25 protein-coding genes and 6 pseudogenes are annotated in these 24,814 nt (G+C 32.7%); 8 read left to right on the forward strand and 23 right to left on the reverse strand.

Translation table 11 applies throughout. From position 1 onward, the window contains the following. Nucleotides 1-680 precede the first annotated feature (680 nt). Nucleotides 681-1,265 (forward strand): SCO family protein, encoded by a 585-nt coding sequence (locus tag DT250_RS02940; RefSeq protein ID WP_098155382.1) that lies wholly within the window; start codon nucleotides 681-683, stop codon nucleotides 1,263-1,265. Between the two features lie 637 nt (nucleotides 1,266-1,902). On the opposite strand, the gene DT250_RS02950 is transcribed toward DT250_RS02940, so the two are convergent. The 6 genes and pseudogenes from DT250_RS02950 to DT250_RS32065 form a co-directional block, all read right to left on the reverse strand. Then, entirely contained in the window at nucleotides 1,903-2,124 is a 222-nt protein-coding gene (locus tag DT250_RS02950) for a DUF2642 domain-containing protein (protein WP_149212464.1), read from the reverse strand. Between the two features lie 237 nt (nucleotides 2,125-2,361). Further along, complete coding sequence (locus DT250_RS02955) at nucleotides 2,362-2,595, reverse strand: hypothetical protein (RefSeq protein ID WP_098155388.1); 234 nt, start codon at nucleotides 2,593-2,595, stop codon at nucleotides 2,362-2,364. Between the two features lie 297 nt (nucleotides 2,596-2,892). After that, nucleotides 2,893-3,039, reverse strand: a complete 147-nt coding sequence (locus DT250_RS02960; RefSeq protein WP_098155390.1) for a BC1881 family protein — start codon at nucleotides 3,037-3,039, stop codon at nucleotides 2,893-2,895. A gap of 546 nt (nucleotides 3,040-3,585) precedes the next feature. Further along, nucleotides 3,586-4,047, reverse strand: a complete 462-nt coding sequence (locus tag DT250_RS02965; protein ID WP_179952823.1) for a CarD family transcriptional regulator — start codon at nucleotides 4,045-4,047, stop codon at nucleotides 3,586-3,588. Nucleotides 4,048-4,299: 252 nt separating this feature from the next. Next, nucleotides 4,300-4,791 (reverse strand): PepSY domain-containing protein, encoded by a 492-nt coding sequence (locus DT250_RS32060; RefSeq protein WP_255449972.1) that lies wholly within the window; start codon nucleotides 4,789-4,791, stop codon nucleotides 4,300-4,302. Next, nucleotides 4,783-4,956 (reverse strand): annotated as a pseudogene (locus DT250_RS32065) (peptidase M4 family protein); the annotation flags it as partial. The pseudogene DT250_RS32065 and the gene DT250_RS32060, both read right to left, overlap by 9 nt. Before the next feature lie 268 nt (nucleotides 4,957-5,224). Here DT250_RS32065 and DT250_RS02975 point away from each other — a divergent pair. Then, nucleotides 5,225-6,094 (forward strand): hypothetical protein, encoded by an 870-nt coding sequence (locus DT250_RS02975; RefSeq protein WP_149212466.1) that lies wholly within the window; start codon nucleotides 5,225-5,227, stop codon nucleotides 6,092-6,094. 309 nt (nucleotides 6,095-6,403) lie between these two features. Here DT250_RS02975 and DT250_RS02980 read toward each other — a convergent pair whose 3' ends face one another. From DT250_RS02980 to DT250_RS02990, 3 genes and pseudogenes are all read right to left on the reverse strand, one after another. Beyond that, the gene (locus DT250_RS02980) at nucleotides 6,404-6,637 is read right to left on the reverse strand and encodes a hypothetical protein (protein WP_141499126.1); all 234 of its coding nucleotides are present in this window, start codon (nucleotides 6,635-6,637) and stop codon (nucleotides 6,404-6,406) included. A 386-nt stretch (nucleotides 6,638-7,023) separates the two neighbouring features. Next, a pseudogene (locus tag DT250_RS02985) lies at nucleotides 7,024-7,608 on the reverse strand (IS4 family transposase); the annotation flags it as partial. Nucleotides 7,609-8,025: 417 nt separating this feature from the next. Beyond that, nucleotides 8,026-8,613 (reverse strand): TetR/AcrR family transcriptional regulator, encoded by a 588-nt coding sequence (locus tag DT250_RS02990; RefSeq protein WP_149212477.1) that lies wholly within the window; start codon nucleotides 8,611-8,613, stop codon nucleotides 8,026-8,028. A gap of 352 nt (nucleotides 8,614-8,965) precedes the next feature. Here DT250_RS02990 and DT250_RS02995 point away from each other — a divergent pair, with 352 nt between their 5' ends. Both DT250_RS02995 and DT250_RS32070 read left to right on the forward strand, forming a co-directional pair. Beyond that, nucleotides 8,966-10,156: an MFS transporter gene (locus DT250_RS02995; protein ID WP_149212467.1), complete on the forward strand. Its 1,191-nt coding sequence runs from the start codon at nucleotides 8,966-8,968 to the stop codon at nucleotides 10,154-10,156. Between the two features lie 33 nt (nucleotides 10,157-10,189). After that, nucleotides 10,190-10,336 (forward strand): annotated as a pseudogene (locus DT250_RS32070) (VOC family protein); the annotation flags it as partial. 121 nt (nucleotides 10,337-10,457) lie between these two features. On the opposite strand, the gene DT250_RS03005 reads toward DT250_RS32070, so the two are convergent. From DT250_RS03005 to DT250_RS03020, 3 genes and pseudogenes are all read right to left on the reverse strand, one after another. Further along, a complete protein-coding gene (locus tag DT250_RS03005) occupies nucleotides 10,458-10,925 on the reverse strand; it encodes a GNAT family N-acetyltransferase (RefSeq protein WP_149212468.1) in 468 nt (155 codons plus the stop codon). 276 nt (nucleotides 10,926-11,201) lie between these two features. After that, nucleotides 11,202-11,501, reverse strand: a pseudogene (locus DT250_RS03010) (MBL fold metallo-hydrolase); the annotation flags it as partial. Between the two features lie 731 nt (nucleotides 11,502-12,232). Next, complete coding sequence (locus DT250_RS03020; RefSeq protein ID WP_149212470.1) at nucleotides 12,233-13,612, reverse strand: aldehyde dehydrogenase; 1,380 nt, start codon at nucleotides 13,610-13,612, stop codon at nucleotides 12,233-12,235. 479 nt (nucleotides 13,613-14,091) lie between these two features. On the opposite strand from DT250_RS03020, the gene DT250_RS03025 reads away from it, so the two are divergent. From DT250_RS03025 to DT250_RS03035, 3 genes are all read left to right on the forward strand, one after another. Next, on the forward strand, nucleotides 14,092-14,397 hold the full coding sequence (locus DT250_RS03025) for a DUF6442 family protein (protein ID WP_149212471.1): 306 nt from the start codon (nucleotides 14,092-14,094) through the stop codon (nucleotides 14,395-14,397). A gap of 3 nt (nucleotides 14,398-14,400) precedes the next feature. Next, nucleotides 14,401-14,607 (forward strand): helix-turn-helix transcriptional regulator, encoded by a 207-nt coding sequence (locus DT250_RS03030; RefSeq protein ID WP_000651002.1) that lies wholly within the window; start codon nucleotides 14,401-14,403, stop codon nucleotides 14,605-14,607. Between the two features lie 115 nt (nucleotides 14,608-14,722). Beyond that, the gene (locus DT250_RS03035; RefSeq protein ID WP_149212472.1) at nucleotides 14,723-16,153 is read left to right on the forward strand and encodes an IS4 family transposase; all 1,431 of its coding nucleotides are present in this window, start codon (nucleotides 14,723-14,725) and stop codon (nucleotides 16,151-16,153) included. Nucleotides 16,154-16,385: 232 nt separating this feature from the next. Here DT250_RS03035 and DT250_RS03040 read toward each other — a convergent pair whose 3' ends face one another. After that, nucleotides 16,386-16,880, reverse strand: a complete 495-nt coding sequence (locus DT250_RS03040; protein WP_098155618.1) for a DUF2716 domain-containing protein — start codon at nucleotides 16,878-16,880, stop codon at nucleotides 16,386-16,388. 585 nt (nucleotides 16,881-17,465) lie between these two features. Here DT250_RS03040 and DT250_RS03045 point away from each other — a divergent pair. After that, nucleotides 17,466-17,675, forward strand: a pseudogene (locus DT250_RS03045) (hypothetical protein); the annotation flags it as partial. A gap of 397 nt (nucleotides 17,676-18,072) precedes the next feature. Here the strand turns inward: DT250_RS03045 and DT250_RS03050 are convergent. From DT250_RS03050 to DT250_RS03095, 10 genes and pseudogenes are all read right to left on the reverse strand, one after another. Then, nucleotides 18,073-18,753, reverse strand: a complete 681-nt coding sequence (locus tag DT250_RS03050; RefSeq protein ID WP_170958245.1) for a TetR/AcrR family transcriptional regulator — start codon at nucleotides 18,751-18,753, stop codon at nucleotides 18,073-18,075. A 55-nt stretch (nucleotides 18,754-18,808) separates the two neighbouring features. Continuing rightward, nucleotides 18,809-19,972: an FAD-dependent oxidoreductase gene (locus DT250_RS03055; protein ID WP_097847593.1), complete on the reverse strand. Its 1,164-nt coding sequence runs from the start codon at nucleotides 19,970-19,972 to the stop codon at nucleotides 18,809-18,811. Beyond that, nucleotides 19,909-20,337, reverse strand: a pseudogene (locus DT250_RS03060) (MFS transporter). The gene DT250_RS03055 and the pseudogene DT250_RS03060 overlap by 64 nt, the downstream one beginning before the upstream one ends. A 464-nt stretch (nucleotides 20,338-20,801) precedes the next feature. Beyond that, nucleotides 20,802-21,230 carry a GNAT family N-acetyltransferase gene (locus DT250_RS03065; protein ID WP_149212473.1) on the reverse strand — a complete coding sequence of 143 codons (429 nt, stop codon included), beginning with the start codon at nucleotides 21,228-21,230 and terminating at the stop codon, nucleotides 20,802-20,804. Between the two features lie 300 nt (nucleotides 21,231-21,530). Beyond that, nucleotides 21,531-21,863: a hypothetical protein gene (locus tag DT250_RS03070; protein WP_098645570.1), complete on the reverse strand. Its 333-nt coding sequence runs from the start codon at nucleotides 21,861-21,863 to the stop codon at nucleotides 21,531-21,533. A 36-nt stretch (nucleotides 21,864-21,899) separates the two neighbouring features. Then, a complete protein-coding gene (locus DT250_RS03075) occupies nucleotides 21,900-22,097 on the reverse strand; it encodes a helix-turn-helix transcriptional regulator (RefSeq protein ID WP_149212474.1) in 198 nt (65 codons plus the stop codon). 518 nt (nucleotides 22,098-22,615) lie between these two features. Next, complete coding sequence (locus tag DT250_RS31560) at nucleotides 22,616-23,362, reverse strand: Rpn family recombination-promoting nuclease/putative transposase (RefSeq protein WP_255449971.1); 747 nt, start codon at nucleotides 23,360-23,362, stop codon at nucleotides 22,616-22,618. Between the two features lie 136 nt (nucleotides 23,363-23,498). Next, on the reverse strand, nucleotides 23,499-23,687 hold the full coding sequence (locus DT250_RS32075) for a hypothetical protein (protein WP_149212478.1): 189 nt from the start codon (nucleotides 23,685-23,687) through the stop codon (nucleotides 23,499-23,501). 81 nt (nucleotides 23,688-23,768) lie between these two features. Then, the gene (locus DT250_RS03090; RefSeq protein WP_370513114.1) at nucleotides 23,769-24,041 is read right to left on the reverse strand and encodes a hypothetical protein; all 273 of its coding nucleotides are present in this window, start codon (nucleotides 24,039-24,041) and stop codon (nucleotides 23,769-23,771) included. Nucleotides 24,042-24,536: 495 nt separating this feature from the next. Then, nucleotides 24,537-24,814, reverse strand: a 278-nt coding sequence (locus DT250_RS03095; protein ID WP_149212476.1) for a DDE-type integrase/transposase/recombinase, incomplete at its 5' end; no start/stop codon positions are given.

Below are 24,814 nucleotides of genomic sequence, written 5' to 3' on the forward strand. Positions count from 1 at the left end.
AACTGCCAGCATAACAAAAAGAGATAGAAATAGTCCTATCTCTTTTCTACATAAGGGCCATGCTTACAGATTATCCTTTCATTTCAAATTTAATTTTAATAGGAGAAATCTTAATATTCAATCTCTAAAATATTTTCTCAATATGTATAATTTAATCTTTAATTTATACTATAGTTAACTCTATTTTTAACACATTAGCCAAATATATAGTGTTTTTTCACTCTTATGAAGGATATTAATTCAAGGATCATACCGAGATGAATTCATTACCAGTATTATCAATAAGTTCTTGAATGAACTATCTATTTTTCCTTATATAAAATACTTCTTATCAGATATCGCGCTTTGTATAACAAAGTACTAGATAATATCTTCTTGTTTTACTTTACCTTTAACCTTTTATTATGATCCGTAAAATAAAGAAGCTATGTATGTAATAATGACATACCTAACAATCTTAATTATAAGCAGTCTTGTGAACTATAAACATCAAAGAGGAAGCTATATGCATAGTAGTATTATTATAAATACCCTGGAACAAGGGGATTCATTCGGTTTTGTTAAGATTAATTCGATGGCTATTAAAAATAAAAATTAACCAAAGTAAATACTACCGATTGTTGGGTAGTTCATATAACCATTCCGTAAAATCTATAAAAAATGAAAGGAGATAAATACATATGAAAAAAATGAATTTCATTAGATCACTTATACTTATAATCACAGTTATAGCTCTAGGAGCATGCAAAGATGCAAAACTCAACAATTCACTAGATTGGGATGTACAGAAGTTCTCATTTACAGATCAAAATGGGAAGCAATTTGGATCAGCTGAGTTACAAGATAAAATTTGGGTAGCTGATTTCTTCTTTACAAGTTGCCAAACAGTTTGTCCACCTATGACAGCCAATATGGCAAAACTCCAGAGAATGTTGAATACGGACGGGATTAAAGATGTAGAATTTGTATCATTTAGTGTTGATCCTGAAGTAGACACACCAGAAAAAATAACAGAATTTATGAAGACCTATGCAATGGATGGAAGTAGGACTCATTTCCTCACGGGATATAAAAGAGCAGATATTGAAAAGTTTGCTAAAGAAAACTTCCAATCACTTGTAACTAAGCCAGAAAATGATACACAAGTTATACATGGCACAAGTTTTTATCTGATTAACAAAAATGGAAAAGTTCTAAAAAAATATTCAGGTGTCGAAAATACTCCTTATGACGAAATTATTCAAGACATTAAAAAAATTAGATAATAAAATTCTATTAAGTCAATAGTTTGAGGAAAGTGAAAGTTTACTTTCATTTTTTAAAAATAATTACAACAAAATTTGTAATTACTTTCTCAATATATATACTATTGTTGATTATGGTTTTAATATTAAGAATCAGCAAAAATCTAAGCAAAATAAAAATATAATGGTTATCCTTTTTGTTTACTCCTTGTGCTAAAGATAAGATCGTGTTCGCCGATCTTATTTTTTTACTTTGTATGCTTTTGATACAAAAATGAATCCTTATATAATAAGAATTCTGTAACTGGAACTAAAAATTTTTAATAATTTAGGAGATCATTTGTTTGTAGACCACTTACTTCCTACTATGAACCATCGACAGTAAATTTATCTGTTGAAACAATCTGCCCACGTTAGGGAACCCTACTTTTTAAAAATATAGTAGAAAAGATGGATATGATGATTAGTCTAGTTACTACGTACATGAGGATTGAATCTGGATCTACGGAAGAATTAAAAGAACTTCAGAAAGAAATTATCCATGCTCAAGCATATATCCAAAAACGAAAATTTGAAGAAACACAGAGATAAAATCCTGTGTTTTTATTTGGACGTCTATGAAACCAATTTGTTATAAATCAAATTAGATGTAATTTAGTCATTGTTTTGGCATAATCCATACAATTTGTTGAATTCGTACAATATACGGTACCGTATCTTCAATTAGCAAATGATTTGGTTTAACATCTTTTAACTTTCCTCTTACAGTTTCAATAACCACATATTTACCAATTACTGATTGTAATGTCTGATATACGTAGGGATTAGGTGTACTTACCATCTGTCGTTCACTCAAGTCATTTCCTTCCAAATAACTCATTCTATACGACTCCTTTCTAAATTGCATTCTTTCTCCTAATATATGATATAAATCTTATAAATATGCTAGAAGGATAATTCATTATAGGAACGGAAATAACATTTTAATAAGATACGGTTTCTATTTCAAAATTGCTAAAAATTATTTATATAAAGTTACTTTTACTAGTTAATAGGTGATGATAAAGGGATATTTTGAATGTACATCTAGGTTGTTCCTTTCTGGATATGTATGATTTTAAATACGGCCTTTATTAGAATAGTGCTCATACTTTTTTTGAGATTCTTTCGTAATACGTGCATTAAGTAAAATTGCTAATAATAAAAACACTCCATATTTTCCTCCTGTAGCTCCTATGATAATCACACTACTACAAACAATTATAATTAATAGAATAAACGAAACCGAATAAATACGTTCATAATTCTTTGATATCTTTTCGTATTTTATGCGTTCTTTCCTTGCATCCATCTAAATTCCTCCTTTAAATAATCCATTTCACTCTCAAATAAATCTCGCCCTTAAAAAGGAAACAATCTATCGTTTTAAATAATTAGTTTGTTTTTTTATCAACTAATTTATATAACGTAAAAAGAAATCCTACCAATATTAAGCTTTCCACCATGATAATCCCGACCCTCTCCTTCCTTTTAACCCCAACACATCAGATAAAAGTTACGTATATCCCATATTAGCTGTAGCAAACAAAAAGGATCTTCCCTTGTCGTAAAGGCTGATCCTTTTCTTCTTGCATACAACTATTTTTAGCTATTCTTGATTAATTAGAATAACAGCTGGTCCATCTACACGAATTCCACCAACTTCGATTTTTTCATAAGGTTCAACTGTAATAGAGATAATCCCTTCTCGCTTCTTTAATGCATTACTTAATTCTTTTGTTAACATTTTTTTCATGTGTGCACTCCTTCTTACTGCTTGATTTACTATATGTATGTAAATAAAATTAAAAATGGTTTCCTTGTCTGGAAACCATTTTTTGTAGTTGACCATATGGTGTTACCAGTCCGTTTATCAATTTTACGTAAAGAAGATAAACAATTACTATTCACTGTCTCAGTAGATGTAAGCAACTCTTAAAGATAGCGGTGAGATTGATTGTTTTTTCTTCTAGAAATAATGACTTAGATAGTATATTACCTAAAACAATGAAAGCCCTACCTCTCTTTCATCCTTACGGCTCCTTGTCCGTGCCAGTGTGAATCAGGATTGCAAAAATCAAGTGACTATTTAATCGAGTTATTTGATGAAACTTGGAACGTTCGTAAAAGAAATTTAAAAATAAAAATGGATTAGATTGAAGTGATAACAAAAGAGGTATCTACTCTAAAAGTGAGTTGAAGAAGTTGAATGTCTTTGAAATAATTTACTTTTAATAACCATCATATACCCAGAAAATTCAGGATATTTCTGGGGGATGTCATACATTATTTATAATAAATCTTAACAGAAACTTTTTATTTGTTTTTCAGTGATTCCTTTAATTAATTCTAGCTCACTGACCAAAAATTTATATGCATCATCCAACAATTTTTTTTCGCTTGTATTCAGTGCTTTTTCCTTCTTCATACGGATTAAATCACGTATAACTTCAGCACCTTCTTGTATTTCACCCGTTTTTATTTTATCTGTGTTTACTTTATGCCTTTGTTTCCACGGCAGTAATTCATCTGATTCTCCATGCTGAAAAATTTGTATAATGTGCGTTAATGCAAGTATATCGATAACTGGGCGTATATTCGAACTAAATATTTTACCCGTAGGAATCATGACTTGCATATTACTGATTGACATTTTTATGACATAATACTGTTGTTTTTCCCCTGAGAATTCTTTTTCTTCTATGGCTTCAATTATACCTGCTCCGTGCATTGGATAAACAATGTTATCGCCAATTTGAAACATATAATCCACCTCCATATGTGGTAACCTTCTCAAGCTTAACACATATGTTATTTTTTATCAAATATTTAATAATATCATGAGTTTGTTTTTGGTGTCAATTACTTTTTTCTTCGGAAATTAAATCAAGTAAAACAGCCGTAAAATAATAGAGAGCGTTCCAGATTTCAAATAAAAGAAAAGGGAATTCCCACGCGTATATCCTGAAATCTCTACCCATTAACGTAGATCAGTTTTCCCTTGAAACCGGCCAAATTAATCCCGTATTTTTTTCAATCTTATATGATACTCCAAAATCTCAATTCTTGCTTTTTCTGCTAGAGGGGCAATTGGTCGTAAGTCTTTTAACCCCCAATACTCAACCACTACATCAAGTACTTGATGTAGTGGTCCATAGTTTACTTCTTTTGCAATCACGGCCATTCTATTTTCAAAATCAGGCATGACGGCACCTGGCATTTTAAAATTCTTAATCACATTTCCATTTGTTGCATCAATAAAATAATGCCAGTAGCCTGGTGCCGGTTTTAAAACAGATGCTTTTACAAGATAGGAAAGATAATATTGTCCATCTTTTTCATAAACGTATAAATCTTTCTTCATACCATCATAGTTATCTACTTTTCCAATCTCTTTCTCAATACCAGCTTTCCCAATATTTACAGCCTCATCTTCTGAAATGCTTGCAGTTGATGGGATATTTTTATTTTCTAAATTCGGGATAACTTGTCCAAAACATGCTTTCACATTATTATTTTGATCAAGTGCTACTGTTTGATCAGAGCCATATACAGGAATACCATTATATTTTTCAATAAGCTTCACATGCGTTGTTTCTGCTTCTGCTCCTGTTTCTTTTTCTTCTTTAACGATTTCAAAATGTTTCTCCATATTTCCTGCTAATTTAAACATGTCTTTCTTACTCTTTAAATACTCGAACACAGTCTCTTTTTTATCTAGTCCTTCTGACGCTTTCTACTCCTCCCCAATATAAGATAGTGTTTGAAATTCTTGGTTGTATTGAATCTTTTGCTCTGCTGCATATGTACGTGACGTTCCAAATGTCGCAAATGCTCCTAAAGCCATAACTACTTAAAGCGTGTCCAAAATGCATAAGGGTATAAAAAATGTATAAAACTGAAATGATAGTAAGCATTCTAATTATAAAGGAGTGTTCATTATGATAACTAACGAGTTAAACTGGCAGAAAACATTAGAAATAGGAGCTAGTTCTTTGGGTTCTTCAATAGGTACAGCAATAATAAGCGAAATCTTTCCATCAGAAGATAGTGCTCAAGAAGCGGTGAAACAAGCAGTAGAAGAAATTTGTGATAGGGTTAAAAAAATAGTTGACCAAGCCTTTTTAGATCACTATGTAGCTAATTGTGACAGTATTGCGAGACGTCTTCAGGGCTATCCAGAGAGCAGTGATGTAAATATTTTACACGGCATATATGACGATGGTTCAGATTTAGTATCAGATTTAGTACGTTTTGAAACGTTTGAAGGTATAACAGCCCTTGTTTACATTTGTACTTTGCATCTAACTGACATAAAAGCTCTTAGTGAAATTGACTCTGGGTATAAAGCTACTTTAAGTCGTCGTGGGGATGAGTATGCTGCTTTATGTGAACCACGTGGTGACAAATTAGTTCACTTTACAAATGTAAGTGTAGGCGATGCAATGTATGCTAATAGTGGTCTCTACGATATGATTACAGCTCCTACTACTTCTAATTCTTATCCTACACTCAAATACAGGTTTAATTTTGTAGATGAATGGGATGAGAATTTAGACACAAAGGTTCATATATATGATTCTGATGCTATATCACTAACAGATCCACTATGGTACACAGAATCTCCAGGCATCCCACGTTATAGATTAACGGAAGCTGGTAGAAATGCTTCATCTATTCAAAGGGTCTATTTGGGTGCTAAAGATGAGATAATCTCACAGAGAGATACTTTCTTAAATGACAGGTTAGAAATTACAAATAATATGCGTGAAAATATTCGCAAGGCCTGTGATGAGTGGCGAAATCTTTAAATTCATAAGTGAAACGAGAAGTGAATTCCAACGTTTCTATGCCCCTTAACACACATTTAGGCATCTCTTGAAATGAATCCCTAAATGTGTGTATCATTTTCCTTTCATCGTTTAAATTGGAGGGATTTTTAGTTTTGGTGGGTTATTCTTTGAATCGTTTCCGTACATCATCAATACTTCTTGTTCTTCTGGTGTTAAATCTTCTAATTCCTTAGCAACTCCAATTATTTAAAAATAAAAGTCAGGCTATGACCTGTTTTTACACATATCTCGGCTGTATCCCTATAGTAGTATGTTAGCCTTTATTTGTTAATTTCTCCTCGACGACTTATCGATAATATCATCAAAAACTTCCGTGCATCTTATAATAAAATCAGCATCCTCACGAGTAGTATCACTATTGCAAATACGTTCAATCACTTCTATTCCATATTCTCTATCTTCATCTGTTTTTGCTAAATATCTTTTATAAGCCCTTACAACTAGTATTGCTTCTTTTTGATCCATATCAATTTGACGTAGCTCATCATCAAAATCTTCCAATGAAATCCCTCCTATTTGTAAATAATGAAGTTATTTAATTGTATTATAATATAGAAATTTATTGTTATATAATTTTTTGTGAACTTGTGTAAAAGTGTAAATGTCCACGTTTACATTTTTACACATTAAGGAAGAAATAACGTGGAAGAATATGAAATTGGGTACTGACGAGAAACCAAATCCAAAGATACTAGTACAAGGGAATTTAGGACAATTAAACTATGCAGAGACGGAAAATATTGATTCTCACCAAACAATTAATCAAGGGGAAAATAATGATATTCAAAAAGTAGCTCAAGAATTAATACAATTGCTAGAAGAAACATCTATAGAGAACCCAGATGTTAAAGAGGATGCTTTAGATTTTGTTGAAGAAATAGCACAAAATGTAGTTCATTCTTTTGTGTCATGTCCATTCGAGTCGCCCCATATGCCTGATCACTTCGTTTTCCTGGTTCAATTTTCACATCAGAAAACTCTCCACTCAACAAGTAATACTCTAATTGAATTTTTACACCAGCTGTATGACTACAGCCTCCGGCACCAGGATAAGTGGCTGCGAATCAATCTGGAACTTGAAAGGTTGTAGAATCAAGGATGCGAATTCGCTCAAAGTAAGCAGAGAGAGAAAGAGAAATTGTAGATGATTCTCCAATTTTAGCTTGTAGAAGTGTAGTAAATACATTTCGAAAGGAGGCTACAAAAGTTGAGCTAAAACGTCGATTAAGTCCCCCAGGACTTAATAAAATTCCTGTTAAAGTTTCTAATTGACTACAAAGTTGAGTAAGAGAGGTTGTAGCGATTTGTTGATTTAACCATACACACAAAGATAAAAAATGGTGCCCATGGCACTTACGTTTTCGTTTCATTCCACCTGATACTATAGCTAATTGATTAAGTGTAGCGGGATACATATATCGATATAACTCTTCGGCAAATAAAGACAGCTCTTGTTTTTGATGCATACTCATAAAAATAGTCTAAATCCTTAAGTTGATGAATGTGGGGCGATACTCCATGCCCATCAACTTAAAATCTCATACCACCCCAAGAACGACCATTTTGTGCATTTTGCTCGTATTTATTGTTTTAGAGAAATTCTTACTTTTAGCTTGCTGGCGATGGGGTACCGCCACATTGCCAGCAAGCTAAGATATTATATTACCCCCATAACGAAAATTATTTGCATGACGTTACTTTTAGAGTAATTATCTTGATTATTTTTAACAAGACGTTTTTTAACATCCCCTTAATTCTTAAACTGATGTATTGGGAGACCACTCCATATACATCAGTTTAAAAACATGAAACACTTTATTTATCAAGTGAGTTTAATTTGCATCCGCATAGGAGGGAGTGGGAGTTCTAAATCTTTATTTTAATATTAATCAATTCAAGCGTATTCCTTCGAATGCATTTATTACCAAGTCATGCACATAGGAATCATCCAACTTTTCACCGGTTACTAGCAACCGATAGAAAATTGGTCCGTAAATGAGATCGATGCTTAAATCAACATCGAGGTTTTCTTTTAATTCGCCTCTTTTAATTCCCTTCTCCAGAAGTTGCTTTGCTTGCAGGCGACGTGGTTGGAAATATCGAGCACGATATTCCTCTGCTAGTTTCGAATCAAATTGCCCTTCGCCAACTAACTCAGTAATAATAGTGCCTTCTCGACTTATTAAAAAACTGGCTAAACTTGTGGCGTGAGTTAAGATATCAGTCAATGCTGAACCTGTATCAGGTACAGGCAATCTGGCAGCAGCAGCAGAAAGAAAACCATCCATTACCACAGCAGCCTTATTTGGCCACCATTTATAAATCGTAGCTTTGCTAACTTTAGCACGGTCTGCAATTTTATCAACTGTGACTGCTTTAAAGCCACTTTCCAGTAATAACTCATAGGATGCAGAAAGGATAGCCTTTTGGGTTTCGATATTACGTGGTCTACCTCTTTTACCTTGCACATTAATCATTCCTTTCAAGAACATAAACTATACGTTTAGTATACTTAATATGAACGAATAATCAAATAGCCTATTTACAAAACTGAACGTTTAGTATATATTTTAGATAATTAATAAACTAAACGTTCAGTTTATTAATTATCTAGCCTCTTATAATGTTAAGGGCTTTAAACAGGTTTCCAAATTCACAAAGTAAATTACTAAAAAATATTTAGAAAAGGGGAATAAAAAAGTGGGGAAATTGAATCTTTTGAAAGAAGAACGGAAAGTAGTTCAGGCTCAATTTAGAACAATGGTAGTACACTAGTTCTTGCCAAGGCGATTCAGTAATTTTGAAATAAAAGTATGGGAGGAAATAGATATGTCTAATTTTAAAAATAAAGCAATTGATAAGAAGATTTCATCCGGTTTAATCATTCTTCTAGCAACTGCATGTGGTATCATTGTGGCTAATCTTTATTATGCCCAGCCTTTAATTGGGGTAATTAGTAATGTAATTGGGCTTTCTAATAGTAGCGCTGGATTAATTGTAACACTAACTCAGATTGGATATGTTGTTGGCTTACTATTTCTTGTACCTTTAGGGGATATTGTTGAGAATAGAAAATTGATAATTATATTGTTATTTCTAAGTGCAGTTGCTCTAACTGCCACAGTTTTTGTAAAGAGCGCAATCTTGTTGTTAGTAGCTTCATTCTTTATCGGATTGGGGTCGGTCGCAGCGCAAGTGCTCGTGCCTTTTGTATCATACCTTTCATCGGAAGATGCACGCGGTCGTGTAGTTGGTAATGTCATGAGTGGCCTGTTATTAGGTATTATGCTTGCGCGTCCGATATCTAGTCTAGTAGCTGATATTTGGGGATGGAATGCAATATTTGCTTTATCTGCTACTGTAATTATTGTCTTGGCGTTTGTATTATCGAAAGTACTCCCTGCTAGGAAACCAACGGCAAAAACAAATTATACCGCCTTACTTAGTTCAATGTGGCAACTACTACGAACTACTCCAATTTTACGCCGTCGTGCAATTTATCATGCTTGTGTATTTGGGGCTTTCAGCTTATTCTGGACCACTGTTCCATTATTATTGTCTAGTCCTGCTTTTCATTTTTCTCAGACTGCCATCGCATTATATGCACTTGTCGGAATTACAGGTGCAATAGCTGCTCCAATAGGTGGTCGTCTAGCCGATCTTGGCTGGACACGGCCCGCCACTGGGATAGCTCTCACTGTTGTTATTATTTCTTTATTACTACCACTTATTATTCAAAGTAGTTCGCCTATCGGAATAGTTGTTTTAGTAATTGCTGCAATTCTGTTGGACATGGGAGTATCTGCAAACCTTGTGCTTAGTCAACGTTTAATTTTCTCATTGGGGCCAGAAATACGTAGTCGATTAAATGGGTTATTTATGGCTATTTTCTTTTTAGGAGGTGCTGTTGGATCCTTTATTGGTGGATGGGCATACGCCTTAGGCGGATGGAGTCTAACATTATGGATAGGAATCGCTCTTCCTACCATAGCCCTGCTTTATTTTGCCACAGAAAAATAGTTCTATAATCAAATTATTTACGAATTGTATTGAGCTTTTGGTGTAGATTTAAAGTTTTTCAAGACTTCTGAATTCTGGTTAGAGAAGCATGAAATAGAAGTGATGGGAAGTCAGGGGAAAGGAACTCAAGAGCCAATTGTCCAAAGATGGGTGCCGGCTGCAAGTGTATACTTTCTGGATCATCATGTAACATAGAAAGCCTCTTTTTAGTCTATAAATATTTTATAATGAGTGTAGTTTATTTAGAAAACGCTAAACTACACTTTTTAATTCGGTTGTCGAATCTTTCACAATATCTCTCTTATAAATAATAGCTCATAATAATAAGTTCGCCTTTTTTTCCTATTTTTCGTACACCTTCATCAATAAAACCACATTTTTTATATAATAACTGTGCAGTAATGTTTTTCACATTTACCGCTAATACAATTTCACTAATATGTGGATATTCTTTGCGTACGAAGTCAGGTAGTAACAATAATGATTGTTTGGCATGCCCCTTTCCTTGATAATAATAATCCGTTGAAAACGCTCGTAATAACATAGCTTTTGGATTTTTAGAGTAAGGATTTACACCTGCATTTTCATGAAGCACGAAAAATGTTACAAGCTCATTATTTGCAAGAAATAATATAGAATGTCTGTCAGTATCGGCTTTTGATAATTCTACACATTTCTTTGGTGTACCTGTAAATTGTAACTGTTCCTCAGATAATTCATAGCATTCTACTTGTTTTTTAAATCGTTCTTCATATTCAAATAATCCCATAATGTCCTCCCATTAATTCTCCCCGTTTGTTGAATAACTCTATCCCCAACATTATACCTTTATATGGAAAAAACCGACATCCTCGTATTTGAGAATATCGACTTTCATTTTTATGTAACTTTATAATATAAAAAAGAACTTTATTTCCATATAACGAAAAAAACGCTATTCTTTCTGTAGACTCATAGGAAAGGATAACGTCTTTTTTGCTTTATGGATAGTGAAAAACCGTAATTACTTTTACATAATCGGTGTCGTCAAAAGTGACTTGATTTTTTAAGTATGAAAAAGTTTTCCCTGTAAAGCTTTTATATACCGATCAGCAGACTTTTGAACAGACTTATTTGCATCCTCGACTATTACTCTATGAAATGCATTATACAAGCGATTAAAAGGTAAGTCTTTAATCTTATCTACCATTTCTTTTACTTTATTAGCTGGTAACGGAATTAAATTTGGATAACTATACATAAAACTTACCCACTGACGATCTGCAACAACTTGGATAATATCACCTGTCAGAAGAAGCCCTTTTTTGTCACTGCCATCTTTCCAATGTAAAATAGCTCCACCTTTAGCTTCAGCTATAAACATTGCCTCTTTCAACGTGGGGATCGCAGCTGGTTCTTATATCGGTAGCATAATCATTGATCATAGCTCAATCGTAAACATAACATGGGTAGGAAGTTTACTAGTCCTTATAGGATTACTCCTTACTCAAATCAGCAAAAAGTGGGACCCAAAATAAAATAACAAAATAAATATTATTCGGCCGCTATATCAGGTTGATGCCTTGTATAAAGAATACAATCAAGAAATTAAAATTAGTGATGAAGGCAAGAGCATAATTCAACAAAATATATGGTGATTATTTATTTTATAATAAGTCGATAACCTGAATTGCCAGATAGTGAAAGAGTACATAATTTGAATAGAGAAAAGACCGACTCAATCCAGGAAGTCAGTCTTTCATTTTGTCAATAAAATCGATAATATAATAAATCCCTGGAATTATTTTCAATGCGTAATAAATACGATCGTCTTTAGACAAACCATCCTATAACAACGCATAACAAGACCATATAATGCTTCCTAGCATCATAGCAGGCCCTTTCTCTCCAATTTCATGATTACTCTGTCTCTTTTTACTTTTTTGCTGCTTCATATAGAATCTGTACCGCGTTTGCAATATCCTTAGAATCAGATCATTCTATCATTACCTCGATAACCTGAAGCATAATTAACATCTGCCGCATACCAGGTTCTACCAAGAACATCTGATAGTTGTTTCTTTCTGTTTTCAAAAATCACTTGAAAATCTTTTGTAAAATTTTAATTTTGTCCCTATACGGCGGAAATACAATCCCTAAGTCTATACTTGAGCATTTCTTTAAAATACTTTTACGATGTGTAAAAGTATCAAAACTATGTTTACCATGATAGGCACCGAACCCCGCAGTTCCTACTCCGCCAAAAGGCAAGTGTAGATTAGCCATATGTGACATTGTATCATTGACGCATCCTCCCCCAAAAGAAGTTCGTCCTAGTACTTGTTTTTCAACATTTTTATTTTTAGTAAATACATACAAAGCTAACGGTTTGGGATGGTTGTTAATCATATGAATGACATCATCTAAAGCATTGTACTCCATAATTGGTAAAATCGGCCCGAAAATTTCTTCTTTCATAGCTGCAGTATCCCACGATTTTACTTCAAGAAGTGTTGGTTCAATATATAAATGACTTCTAGATGAATTTCCGCCAAATATTATATAATTTTGGTCTTGTTCTAATATAGAAATAAGCCTATCAAATTGTCTCTCATTGATAATTCGACCATAATCATTGCTTTTTGATACATCTGAGCCATAAAAGCTAGTAATAATTTCTTTCATTTTTGAAATTAGTTTTACCTTGATAGATTTGTGCACAATAACATAATCAGGTGCAATACAGGATTGTCCAGCATTTATGAACTTTCCCCAGATAATACGTTTGGCCGCTATATCGAGGTTAGCAGTTTCATCGACAATAGCTGGTCCTTTTCCACCAAGTTCTAATGTTACTGGTACAAGATTTTTCGCTGCCGCTTCCATGACAATTTTTCCAACTTGAATGCTACCAGTAAAAAAGATATGGTCAAATGGTGCATGAATCAATAAAGAAGTTATTTCTCTATCGCCTTCAATAACACGAATATATTGCTTATTAAACGTTTTACTTATTATTTTGTTCATTACAGCTGAAACATTTGGTGCATTTTCTGAAGGTTTGAGAACTACACAATTTCCTGCCGCAATTGCCCCGATAAGAGGTTCAATTAATGATTGGAATGGATAATTAAAAGGGCCAACAATTAGCACTGTACCATATGGCTCTTTTATTATGTAACTTTTGGAAGGTGCAAGATGAATAGGTGTTTTTACTTTTTGAGGTTTCATCCATTGTTTTAGGTATTTCATTATAAAATTGATACTGTTATATGCGAAACCAACTTCGGCAGCATATGATTCAAACTCACTTTTGTGTAAATCTTGATATAATGCGCTCAGCACTTGTTTTTCATATTTCCGAATAGAATTTTTCAATTTTTCTAACTGCTTAAGTCGGAATTGAAGACTTCTCGTATGATCATGATGGAAAAATTGTCTATGCTCTTGAATCATTTGTTGCACATTATCAGCCATAATGAAATCCCTCCAATAGAAAAAAATTCACATACTATGCACATCAATTGTAGAGAGTATTTTAAAACATACTATAAATTTCTAATAATGTGCACTGTAATTATATTCTCAATAAGCAGCTAATATACAAGGTGTGTGATACTTATGCTTATAAGGGGAGACAACGCCACATCATTATAAAACCACTATCTATAAAGAAAAAAGAAATTATCCTTTCCTATGATTTCGCAGAAAGAATAACGTCTTTTGTCATTTCAGGGGGGATTTTGTCTTGTTAGCTTGATAGCGATGTGGCGAGACCCCATCGCTATCAACTTAAGCTTCTTAATTACCCCCATAATGAAAATTTTATATCTTTGCCAATTGTATTTCTCTACACCTGGAGGACAAGTTTTATTATCATTATGACAAGTTAACTTGTCATAATGATAATAAAACTGTACAATAAATATATAATTAATAAGGGGTGGTTACAAATCATGCAAAAAGAAGAGATATTAAGAAAATACAAAAAAATGGGGAGAGATGAACGTAAAGAACTTATAGAATTAGATTCATCTAGTTACGGTTTAATAGCTGTACTTGTTTTAGTCCTATTTTTTGGTTCTTGGAAATTGATGCATGGTATTAAAAGTTACGAATTAATTTCAATTTTTTCTGGTTATATAGCTAGTACAAGTTTTTATAAGTTTAAAAAGTTGAAAGAACAAAAATTTCTTATTGCAAGCATTTTAGCAATAATGAGTATAATTGCAAGTGCCATAGTTTTCTTTCTGGAGGGATGATAATTGAAAGATGAATTAGTACTGCAAAATCGTTTGAAAGTAGCAAGAGCTGAGAAAAAAATATCACAGGGAGAATTAGCTGAAATGGTAGGAGTATCTAGGCAAACAATTAGTTCTATTGAAACAGGACAATTTTGTCCAACTGCAAAGTTAGCATTAGTACTCTGTATAGCGCTAGATAAAAAATTTGAAGAATTATTTTATTTTTGATTAATTGGTGTACTAGAGATCAAAACAAATCTCTTTCAATCTAGTTTTTTATTATCCATAAAACAAAAAATACGCTATTCTTTCTGTAGAATCATAGGAAAGGATGGCGTTTTTTATGTCTGTTTCTGTGTCTGATGAATTACAACTATTTGCTCAAGAGATTCAACGTTTTTTATCTCCAAATACCTTACGGAATCTTGCTAGAGATGTTGGTTTCGTACAACGAACCAGTAAGTACCAAGCAAAAGATTTAGTCGCTTTATGTGTATGGATGAACCAAAATATCGCTACGACGTCTTTAACTCAGTTATCTAGCTGTTTAGAAGCTTCGACAGAAGTGCTGATTAGTCCCGAGGGACTGAACCAACGATTTAATCAAGCAGCCGTCCAATTTTTACAACACATACTAGCTGAACTACTAAGCCGAAAATTGACCTCATCTATACAGATTTCTTCTCCATATACTTCTGTTTTTAAGCGTATTCGTATTTTAGATTCAACTGCATTTCAACTTCCAGATTCCTTTTCATTCGTTTATCCAGGTGCAGGAGGATGCAGCCATACAGCGGGAGTAAAGATTCAGCTTGAATATGATTTATTAAGTGGACAGTTCCTTCATATTCATACCGGTCCAGGTAAACAACATGATCGAACCTACGGTTCCCTGTGTGTCCCAACTGTAACAACGAATGATTTATGTATCCGAGATTTAGGCTATTTTCATTTGAAAGATCTTCAACATATACAAGATAAAAAGGCTTACTATATCTCACGTATCAAATCGAATACACGTATTTATCAAAAAAATCCTAAACCTGATTATTTTCAAGATGGCAAAATCAAGAAAGGTACAGAGTATATCCAGATAGATATGGAGGTTTTAATGAACTCTCTTCAGCCAGGACAAACATGCGAAATATCCAACGCTTATGTAGGAATGACTGATAAAGTCCCAACTCGTGTGATTGTTCATCGACTAACAATAGAACAACAACAAAAAAGATTACACGATCAAACTATAAGAGAAAAAAAGAAAGGAATGAAGTATTCTGCTCGTAGTAAACGACTTAGCGGTATCAATGTATATATGACAAATACTCCTACAGATATTGTCCCGATGGGACAAGTGCATGATTGGTATTCTTTACGTTGGCAAATCGAGATTTTATTTAAAACGTGGAAATCATTCTTTCGTATTCATTATTGTAAAAGGATAAAACGAGAACGATTGGAATGTCATTTATATGGGCAACTAATTGACATCCTACTCTGTTCTTCTACCATGTTTCAAATGCGGCAATTGCTTCTTATGAAAAAGAAACGAGAACTGAGTGAATATAAGGCCATATATATGATTAAAGATTACTTTCTTCTTCTTTTCCAAGCAATACAGAAAGACACCCAAGAGCTATCAAAGATTCTAATTCGCCTGTTCAACCTCCTACAGCAAAACGGGCGGAAATCTCATCGATATGAGAAAAAAACAGTCTTTGATATATTAGCTGTCGTTTACAATTGTAACATGTCTAATAATCAAGCGGCTTAAATCAAAAAAATGAAACCCATTAGGGTTTATTTCGTATGCAAATCTTTCAATTCCCCACAGCTAGCCTTTAGAAAAAAGAAACAACCTTTACTATAATTGACTTTGTATGAGCTTAGCTTGATAGCAATGGGGTACCGCCAGCATTTCGGAAAAAATCACGTTAAGCAAACAATAAAATAAGCCATCCATATGGACAGCTTATTTACATAAAATTCGATATGGGAAGTGAATTTTATACTTTCTCATTGGTCTTTTTTAATCTACTAGTCCTTAATTCTTTGAAATTCTTGATTAATTCTTCTCCGAAAATATAAATAACTTTTTCCCATGGATGCCCTAAATAACCCCACTTAAAGTCTTTTTGCAAAAAGAAATAATAATCTCCATCCGGAAAAAATGGGATTTTCCATTGATGATCCTTTTCGTTTAGATTTAAATTTAAACTAGGATTCATCCAGTAGCTATCATGGTGCCAATCTAACGCATATATATATTCATGTTTCTCGGTACATAAAATAAGAGCTTCCAATAATATATGATCAAAAATATAATCATCGTCATCAGTCCATTTTCCTTCAAAGTAATTAGATAAATCATAAGTAATATATGGACAAGAAAATTTAAATGACTGTTCACCATCTATATTAGGATTAAAAGCAAATTCATCATAAAATCTATCCCAAACATTCTCATATTCCTGTTCATCTAATAAAATCCATTCTTTCAAACTCCGTACCTACTTTCTAATATTTTTATATAATTAAAATACCACGATGAAATTGTATATTCTATTCATTGCTAATTTACATAACGTCTCATTATCGGTAGCAAGAGAAAGGAAAATCCTGCTCTCACAAGGAAACTTTCTTTTTTAGTTCTATGAATCTATACATTTTTTTACATTCCTATCCTGACGCGTTTTTAGTGTTCTTGTTTCTTACTGAATCAGTCAAATAACTGTTTAAAATCTTGCATAATATTAACGTGGAGGTTTTTCAAAATACTGGCGATATCCTTTTTATCATAAAACAAAAAGGATTATTCGAAATATATTTATATATTCAAAAAATAGTACATTTAAAATAAAATTAATGTTATACTTAGTTTAACCAAGAAGCATCCAAGATTCTTTGATTAATCACTACATTTATTTAGAAATACATCCATATATAAAAAAGACACCATAGGGTGTCTTTTTTATATACTTTGTTCCTTTAATCAATAGTAGTTCCCTAAGGTAGATAGGCTGCCTATCTACCTAAAAAGAAAACTTTACTTCCAAATAGTATCTGATGCTTTAAAAGAAAACTTCACTTTAGCTGGTTTTGCTACAACCAGGGTAAATGTATCGATCGTAACAGCAAAAAACAATGATGGTAGTCTTCAAATATACCGCTTACCATTAGAACTGGAATATTGGGTGATTTCTTGTATGCATGCTGCTTCAGAAGGAAAAACCCCCTTCCCCTGTAAAGTCGCTTTTGGAATTATAGACACAAATTTTTTTGCGGAATTCAAATGAAAAGGTCTGCTTATTCAGCAGGTCCCGCATCAAAAAGGACATATTTCAATAAAATGAAAGTACCCTACTAAATTTGCAGGGTACCTATTCAATTAACAGGTGCTATAGTGTAACAAGGATTTCAAGAATTTCAAAAATGATTAAACTTCATTTCAAATCTATAATTGGAAATATAAGTAATTCTATGACCTGTTTTTACACGTAACTCGGCTGTACTCCTTTTTGTTTGTTTTGTGATTTGAATCATAAGTCCGCCACAATTTGAAGCATAACATTGCCATAAATCTTTTTTTAACTCATAAACTTGCCTCAAAAGTATAGGTTTTTCGTAAAAAAAGAACAAGCAGCCACAATGAATTGGCTGCTTGTTTTCTTGATAAAAATTTGATTGAACTTACTATTTACTAAAATGTTGAATACCGTGTAATAACACTTCAAGTCCCCAATGAAAACGTTCCATTGACTCCATGTCTCCGGAGAACATCTCCTCTCTTAGGCTGAAAAGAACTGGAAATAGAACTGGGTCAACATTTTGGAAAGTTTCTTTTATATCAGATATTTGCATATTCCCATGCTTTTTCCTAGAAGTATGTTCATATGCTACTGAAGAAACGTATAGTAATAAAAGGTCTACTCCCCATGCTGCGGATCTAGAATTAATTCCACCATCCTGCAATGTAGCAAGAATGTATTCTGTCAATTTAAGAAAGTTTGTCCCCTTTGGAATAGATGAGAAAGTAAGTTCAGCGATACCAGGTTCTTCGTATAGTAATAAGAAATATGCACTTAGTGCTCCAATTAAATTTTCCTTCCATGAGTCTTGCTTTGGTTCAGGTAATACCAATTGACCAAGGCCATGATCCAATACAAATGAACTTAATTCTTGAAAATTTTTAACATAAACATACAATGAAGATGGACCAGTATCCAATGCTTTTGCAACCTTACGCATGCTCATACCTGCAATACCCTGCTCTTTAAGAAGTTCATAAGCAGTTTTTACGATGAGTTCATGGCTTAAGGGCTCTTTGGCTGGGCGATCCCTACGACTAATTATTTTTCGATTCGAGTTTTCCATAATTACTTTATATCATGGACAAATATATTAGTAAATATATTATCAATTTTCAAGATCAGTATTGCTCATGGAATGAATTCATTAATTCTGAAAGTTTAACAGCTGCATCATCAGAGAAACTTAACTCTAAATTATCATGTGATTCTTGCGCTTTTTCAGATGAATATGCATACATTTTTTCTTCGTATTCTTCAATTGCACTAGCAAAATAGTTATTTCGGATGATTGCAAGAGCCAGATTCAATGCATCAAACATCGCCAAGTTAACGCCCTCACCTGCAAATGGCGACATTACATGAGCTGCATCTCCAATCAAAGTAACACCAAGATTACGTTTCCACTTAAAATTAATTGGTAGCATATAAATTCGTCTTTGTATGATTGAATCTTCCGCATAATGAATGTATTTCTTTAGGTCTTCATCCCAGTCATTAAATAACTCTAATAATTTAGCTTTCGCTTCTAAAGGCTTATCTGTAGAAATACCATTTTTTTCTGGCCAGTCTTTTTCAACTTTTAAACTAGCGTATACTTTAATTCGTCCATCCCCATTTAGTTGCGCAAGAATTCCCTTATTATCACCTAAAGCGAACACTTTACCACGTCTGTTGAATTCGAATAAATCCGGATGATTCTCAGCTACATTTAGTATATTAAGTTCAAAGAAAGTTATGCCTGTATACTCAATATCGGTATTTGTTAGCAAAGGACGGACACGTGAAAATGCCCCATCTGCCCCAACAAGACCATGAACTGTATCCACAAATCCATTTTCAAAGTGAAGTTGTGTCATGCCGTTCTCAAGTGAAATGGCTTTTTCTAACTTATACCCATATTTAATGCAGCTTGTATCAAGAGCGTTTAAAAGAAGATCACAAAGCACACCGCGATCAATCTCAGGTCGATCCCCTTTTTCATCAGGCGCAGTTATTTCGTCAATAAAACTCTTTCCATCTTTATCTAGAAGACGGAAATCTTCACCTTCATAACGAGCTATTTCCTGGAACTTCTCGTAAAGGCCAGCTTCTTTAAGTGCCATTTGTCCCGATTCTTCATGAATATCCAGAGAGCCACCTCTTTGATTGTTCATATCAAGTAGTTCTCGTTCATAGATAACAGGTTCCATACCATTTTGTTGTAAAAGTAGAGCAAGTGTTAACCCTCCTGGGCCTCCACCAATAATTGCGATACGTTTTTGTTCTTTAGATAAAGTTGACATGATAAACACTCCTTGAATTTATAATCTATTTTCAGCTTGTAGTTTTTTAAACCCATTGCTATTCCTATTGGAGCTACCATACCTCCGCCTAGGCCTTGGAGAATACGAAGAATAATTAACTGTTCTGCAGTTTGGGCAAGTGCACAAAGCATAGATGCTACCACAAAGAGAACAATACTAACGATAAACATTTTCTTTGCTGTAAATCAATCAGAAAACCATCCAGCCAACGGAATGACGGCTGAAAGAGCCAAAGTATAGGCAGTAATTACCCATTGAATTTCACTGAGACTGACATTAAATGCACTCATTAATTTTGGAACAGCGACATTCATTATCGTACTATCCAAAATGACTAAGAACATACCAAGTGCAACGGATAGTAATACTGGAAGGATTTTTCCAAATGAAAATTCAGTTTGTTGAAGTTTTTGCTGGGCTGTCAAACCTCAAACCTCTTTGTTAATTTTATTTTTTAATGTTTGTTCTCTCTCGCACATTAACTTTAACATAACGAACACTGTTCGTAAAGTACAGTGTTCGTTAAAATGAAAATTAAATAAATCTAACCGTTTCTAGAGGAAACGGTTAGATTGACGAGCGAATGTTTATTCACTCGTATCTCTTTAAAACAATAGCTGCATTATGACCTCCGAAACCAAATGAGTTAGATAGACCTATATTTACATACAAAAACGCCATCCTTTCCTATGATTCTACGAAAAGAATAGCGTATTTGTTAAGTGACAATAAAGTTGTTTAATTCTTATTGGACTAACACGCAGTTTAGTGCAAAAATCAAAGGTAAGGGAGGATTTCCACCTTTACCTTATTTTAACTTTAGCTCTAGTATAGGGTATGGACGTTCAGAAGAATCTGTTTCCGTTTCACTTACTATAAAAAAGCCATTATTAATATAGAATTTAGTTGCACTCTTATTGTCTTTATTTACATCAACTGTTGTAATATCAAAGTCTTTAATTAAAGAATTAATAATAGCTTTACCGTATCCTTTACCTATTTTATTAGGTTTTAAGAATAACATTTCTAGGTGTTGTTTATTTATAGCAGAAAAGCCAATTAAATCCTCTTTCTCATACCATAACTGGACATTAAGATGTGGGAAATATGAGGGTATTTCTTTTTTAAACTTTTCTCTATCGGTATCTCTTAAAAAATGATGAGTAGCTAAAACCGACTCTTCCCATATATTCAAAATTGTATCATAATCTTTCTGATTTGCTTTTCTATATATCATTAATATCTCTCCTTTAGTTTTAAATTATCAACTCCTTCCCAATAAGTATTTTATGATTTTCATGTTATATAACCACGAACTTAAAATGTTCATTAATAAAACCTCCAAATAAACATTTAGATAATTTGATTATAATATCAAATCTTTATTATTACTTTACAGTATTTTTTCATTTTAGGGGGTATTTTGTTTTTTTAACTTGATAGCGATGTGGTGCTACCCCATGCCCATCAAGCTAAGATTTTGAAGTACCCCCAAACCATAATTTTTATTTTTTTAAATTGATTGGTTTTTAGAGTTTTAATTTTTTGTTAACAAACCAATAATAACCAAAATAATAACAAATAGTGCACCTAATATTATATGTTTGTTTCTCTTAATAAATTGACTAAATTCATTTCCCTCAGTTGTTTCCTCCTCAAATTTATCTACTTTTCTTTTTTGAACAACGAGGGTAGTAAAATAAACAGTATTACCTAGACACAAAATTAAGAATGCATTACCTAAATGAGCATTTCTAAAATTGTCAAATAATGACCAAATTAGTAATGCAATTGTGTAAAACATGAAGGCATTCTTACCAGCTTTAGCTACTTGGTATTGTTCCATTTCATCTTGTTTTCTAAACTTCATAAAGTTCTCTGCCTCCTTATTATTAAACTCCTTATGTTAATCTAACGTGAAAATATCTTCAATTCTTGTATTAAAATAACGAGATAGTTTTAATGCTAGTTCTAAACTTGGATTATAATGATTATTTTCAATCGCTCCAATGGTTTGCCTAGTTACTTGTAAATCCTTAGCCACCTGAATTTGTGTAATATTATGTTGTGTACGTAATTGCTTAATTCGATTTTTTACCCCCATTTTTCCACCTACAATGTAAAGATATATTTACACCTTATTTTGGAAATGCGAAAATGAACCTTAATATAATGAAACTATAATTTTTTACCTATTGTTAAATTAAAGTGAATTTGTATCCATAAAACGAAAAAAACGCTATTCTTTTTGTAGAAATATACAGAAAGGAAGGCGTTTTTGTATGAATCTATCGATTCAAGATGAGTTTCATTTGTTGGCTGAAGAACTACAGCGATATCTATCTCCACATATTCTTCAACAACTTGAACAATGGCTTTACACCTTACATTGTATCCTTTAAATCCCACATAGTTCAGATAATCACAATATGAATTTTTATGTCATCACTTAAAACCTTTTGCTGAGTCCATAAGATTCTTGTTGTGTGAAATGCTTTGTATTTATTAAACATCATGAAGTTTAATAAATACGCAGATGGAAACACAGGTTATTATATTGATGTATCAGGTGTAGGTTGGAAATATGCAATTGAAAAGTATAGTGTTATTTGCTAATTTTTTTTATGATTGTAAAATTTCTTGTATTTTTTCAATACGTAAATTTGTAAACCTTGCAATATCTTCTATTGGCATTCCATTTTTGTGCATACCACGAATAAGTTGTATTTTCCCTTCTTCTATTCCCTTTTTAATCCCTTGTTGCTCTGCATGAGCGAACTTAGCGGCCTCATCCATGAGAGCTTTTTCCCTTGCTTCATACGCTTGTCGGAAAGAAGAATCTTGACTCATACGTTCCCATTTATTCATTGCTTTTTGTAAAATAGGGTCTTGGTTCATCGCAATATCCTCCAATGTTTGGGTTAAGTGCTCATCTTCATTCGCTGGAAGCAATAACAACCAACGAACAAACGAGTCTTCCCAGGGATTTACTTGTTCATTCCGCCACTGTTGCATGAGTTTTGGAATCTCTACAATATGAATTTCTATATCATCACTTAATACTTTCTGTTGTTGTTGATTCCATAGAATTCCTGTTGTATGGAATTCCTCGTATTCAGAAAACATAACGAAATTTAACAAATTAATCGTAATTGTTTTATGGAGAGAACTATATGGCATTCCTTTTTGAAGTTGGGACGTGTATAGCCTTCCCCAGTAATATAAACTTCTCTTAATCATATCATGATTATTATTTAGCTGTATTTCCACATTTACCTTCGTTCCCGTATCTAATGTTGCGGAAATATCTAAATATGTATTTTTTATAAAATTCGTCTGTTTTTCGTATTTACTGAATGGAAATTTCAAAGGGCCTGTTAGTGAAAGAAATCTGTTATTAGCAAATACTAAATGAGTAGAAAACTCCGTTTCAAATTTTCAAACGACAAATAAAAAAGTCTTGTTTATCACAAGACTTTTCTCTTCTTTTTGATTCAAGTATATATCAACTTTCCTCTGAACTAAATAAACTTACATTATCAATTTTTATGCGACATGTACTCAATCGTCGCTTTACTTCTGACTGTAATTTTTCATTTACTTCTTCTAAAGAATGTACTGGAATGATTGTAGATTGTAACCTTGCTACAACCAAACTTCGTTTTTTCGACGTAGCATGAATTACAACAATTATTCAAAACTACCTAAATGTTATCGCTCATTTACCGATATATGTATTATTTAAAAAAAATTCAAACAATACCTTTCGAAGCCCTTACTCCATAACTATACCTCCTATTATCCAAATAAAAGGAACAAAAAACACTATTACATTTAATATTATCCCTATTACTGCCCAAATATTTTCATCTTCTTTATAGGAAGAAATAGCTAGGATGCTTCCCAATGGACAAAGAAATAACGGTAGAAAAATAGCGATTCCAAAAAATAGATTTAAAAAAATGTCGTATATAAAATTAACAATAAATAAAATCATTACAACTGGTATTAAAATCGATATAATTGTATCTCTTCTATTTTTATTCATAATAATACCCTCCTTTTTAATTTAAATAATATTCAGTATGACACTATAAAGTTTTTTATTTTGCTTACTGAAAATGTTTATCTTGTGAAAATTATGATGTAATAAAAAATTGGAGCATCTGTTTACTCCTACTAAATAAATTAAAGAATGAAAATAAAAAAAACAAGATAAAACTTTCATTTAGAAAGATTTTAATTTGTAATTTTAATTTTTTTCTACAATTTTCTACAAATTATTTACATACTATATTTATATCCTTTATATTTAAAGTAATTATATACAATTAGTACATAATGTGTAATAATCACTTGGTAAATCATACACGTAGAAAGGTTCTACTGGTTCGATTGCAAAGATTGAAAAAACATAAACCCGTTTACAAATTTTCTACAACCTCTTGTACAAAGGGTTCTGGTGCAAAAATAAAAAAGAATACAGCAGGTTCTGGTGCAAAATTTGGAAAAAACACACTCGTTTGCAAAATATAGTTATAGTTTAAGCGGTTCTGAATAACTCCTGTAATTCCTTGTACGTCGAAAAAGAGAAGTCTGGAGTGTGACTTCTCTTTTGTTTGTATATAGCATGAATCGTTTCGATTCCTTTCAAGGTACGTGAAGCTTGGCGAAGACTTTGAAATCCTACGGATCTCTTGATATGTCTATGATCTTGTTCGATGAGGTTATTTAGATGCTTAACGGTGCAATGTTTCGTATGCACATAAAAACCGTTATGTTTCAGTTTTTTGAACGCACAAAGTAGAGCAGGAGCCTTGT

The sequence above is a fragment of the Bacillus sp. AR2-1 genome, from assembly GCF_008368755.1.
Lineage (GTDB): Bacteria > Bacillota > Bacilli > Bacillales > Bacillaceae_G > Bacillus_A > Bacillus_A wiedmannii.

Coding starts and splice junctions, on each gene's coding strand:
- DT250_RS02940 (WP_098155382.1), top strand. CDS start 681: ATGAAAAAAATGAATTTCATTAGATCACTTATACTTATAATCACAGTT.
- DT250_RS02950 (WP_149212464.1), bottom strand. CDS start 2,124: ATGAGTTATTTGGAAGGAAATGACTTGAGTGAACGACAGATGGTAAGT.
- DT250_RS02955 (WP_098155388.1), bottom strand. CDS start 2,595: ATGGATGCAAGGAAAGAACGCATAAAATACGAAAAGATATCAAAGAAT.
- DT250_RS02960 (WP_098155390.1), bottom strand. CDS start 3,039: ATGAAAAAAATGTTAACAAAAGAATTAAGTAATGCATTAAAGAAGCGA.
- DT250_RS02965 (WP_179952823.1), bottom strand. CDS start 4,047: ATGTTTCAAATTGGCGATAACATTGTTTATCCAATGCACGGAGCAGGT.
- DT250_RS02975 (WP_149212466.1), top strand. CDS start 5,225: ATGATAACTAACGAGTTAAACTGGCAGAAAACATTAGAAATAGGAGCT.
- DT250_RS02990 (WP_149212477.1), bottom strand. CDS start 8,613: ATGATTAATGTGCAAGGTAAAAGAGGTAGACCACGTAATATCGAAACC.
- DT250_RS02995 (WP_149212467.1), top strand. CDS start 8,966: ATGTCTAATTTTAAAAATAAAGCAATTGATAAGAAGATTTCATCCGGT.
- DT250_RS03005 (WP_149212468.1), bottom strand. CDS start 10,925: ATGGGATTATTTGAATATGAAGAACGATTTAAAAAACAAGTAGAATGC.
- DT250_RS03020 (WP_149212470.1), bottom strand. CDS start 13,612: ATGGCTGATAATGTGCAACAAATGATTCAAGAGCATAGACAATTTTTC.
- DT250_RS03025 (WP_149212471.1), top strand. CDS start 14,092: ATGCAAAAAGAAGAGATATTAAGAAAATACAAAAAAATGGGGAGAGAT.
- DT250_RS03035 (WP_149212472.1), top strand. CDS start 14,723: ATGTCTGTTTCTGTGTCTGATGAATTACAACTATTTGCTCAAGAGATT.
- DT250_RS03050 (WP_170958245.1), bottom strand. CDS start 18,753: ATGGAAAACTCGAATCGAAAAATAATTAGTCGTAGGGATCGCCCAGCC.
- DT250_RS03055 (WP_097847593.1), bottom strand. CDS start 19,972: ATGTCAACTTTATCTAAAGAACAAAAACGTATCGCAATTATTGGTGGA.
- DT250_RS03065 (WP_149212473.1), bottom strand. CDS start 21,230: ATGATATATAGAAAAGCAAATCAGAAAGATTATGATACAATTTTGAAT.
- DT250_RS03070 (WP_098645570.1), bottom strand. CDS start 21,863: ATGAAGTTTAGAAAACAAGATGAAATGGAACAATACCAAGTAGCTAAA.
- DT250_RS03075 (WP_149212474.1), bottom strand. CDS start 22,097: ATGGGGGTAAAAAATCGAATTAAGCAATTACGTACACAACATAATATT.
- DT250_RS03090 (WP_370513114.1), bottom strand. CDS start 24,041: ATGAATAAAAATAGAAGAGATACAATTATATCGATTTTAATACCAGTT.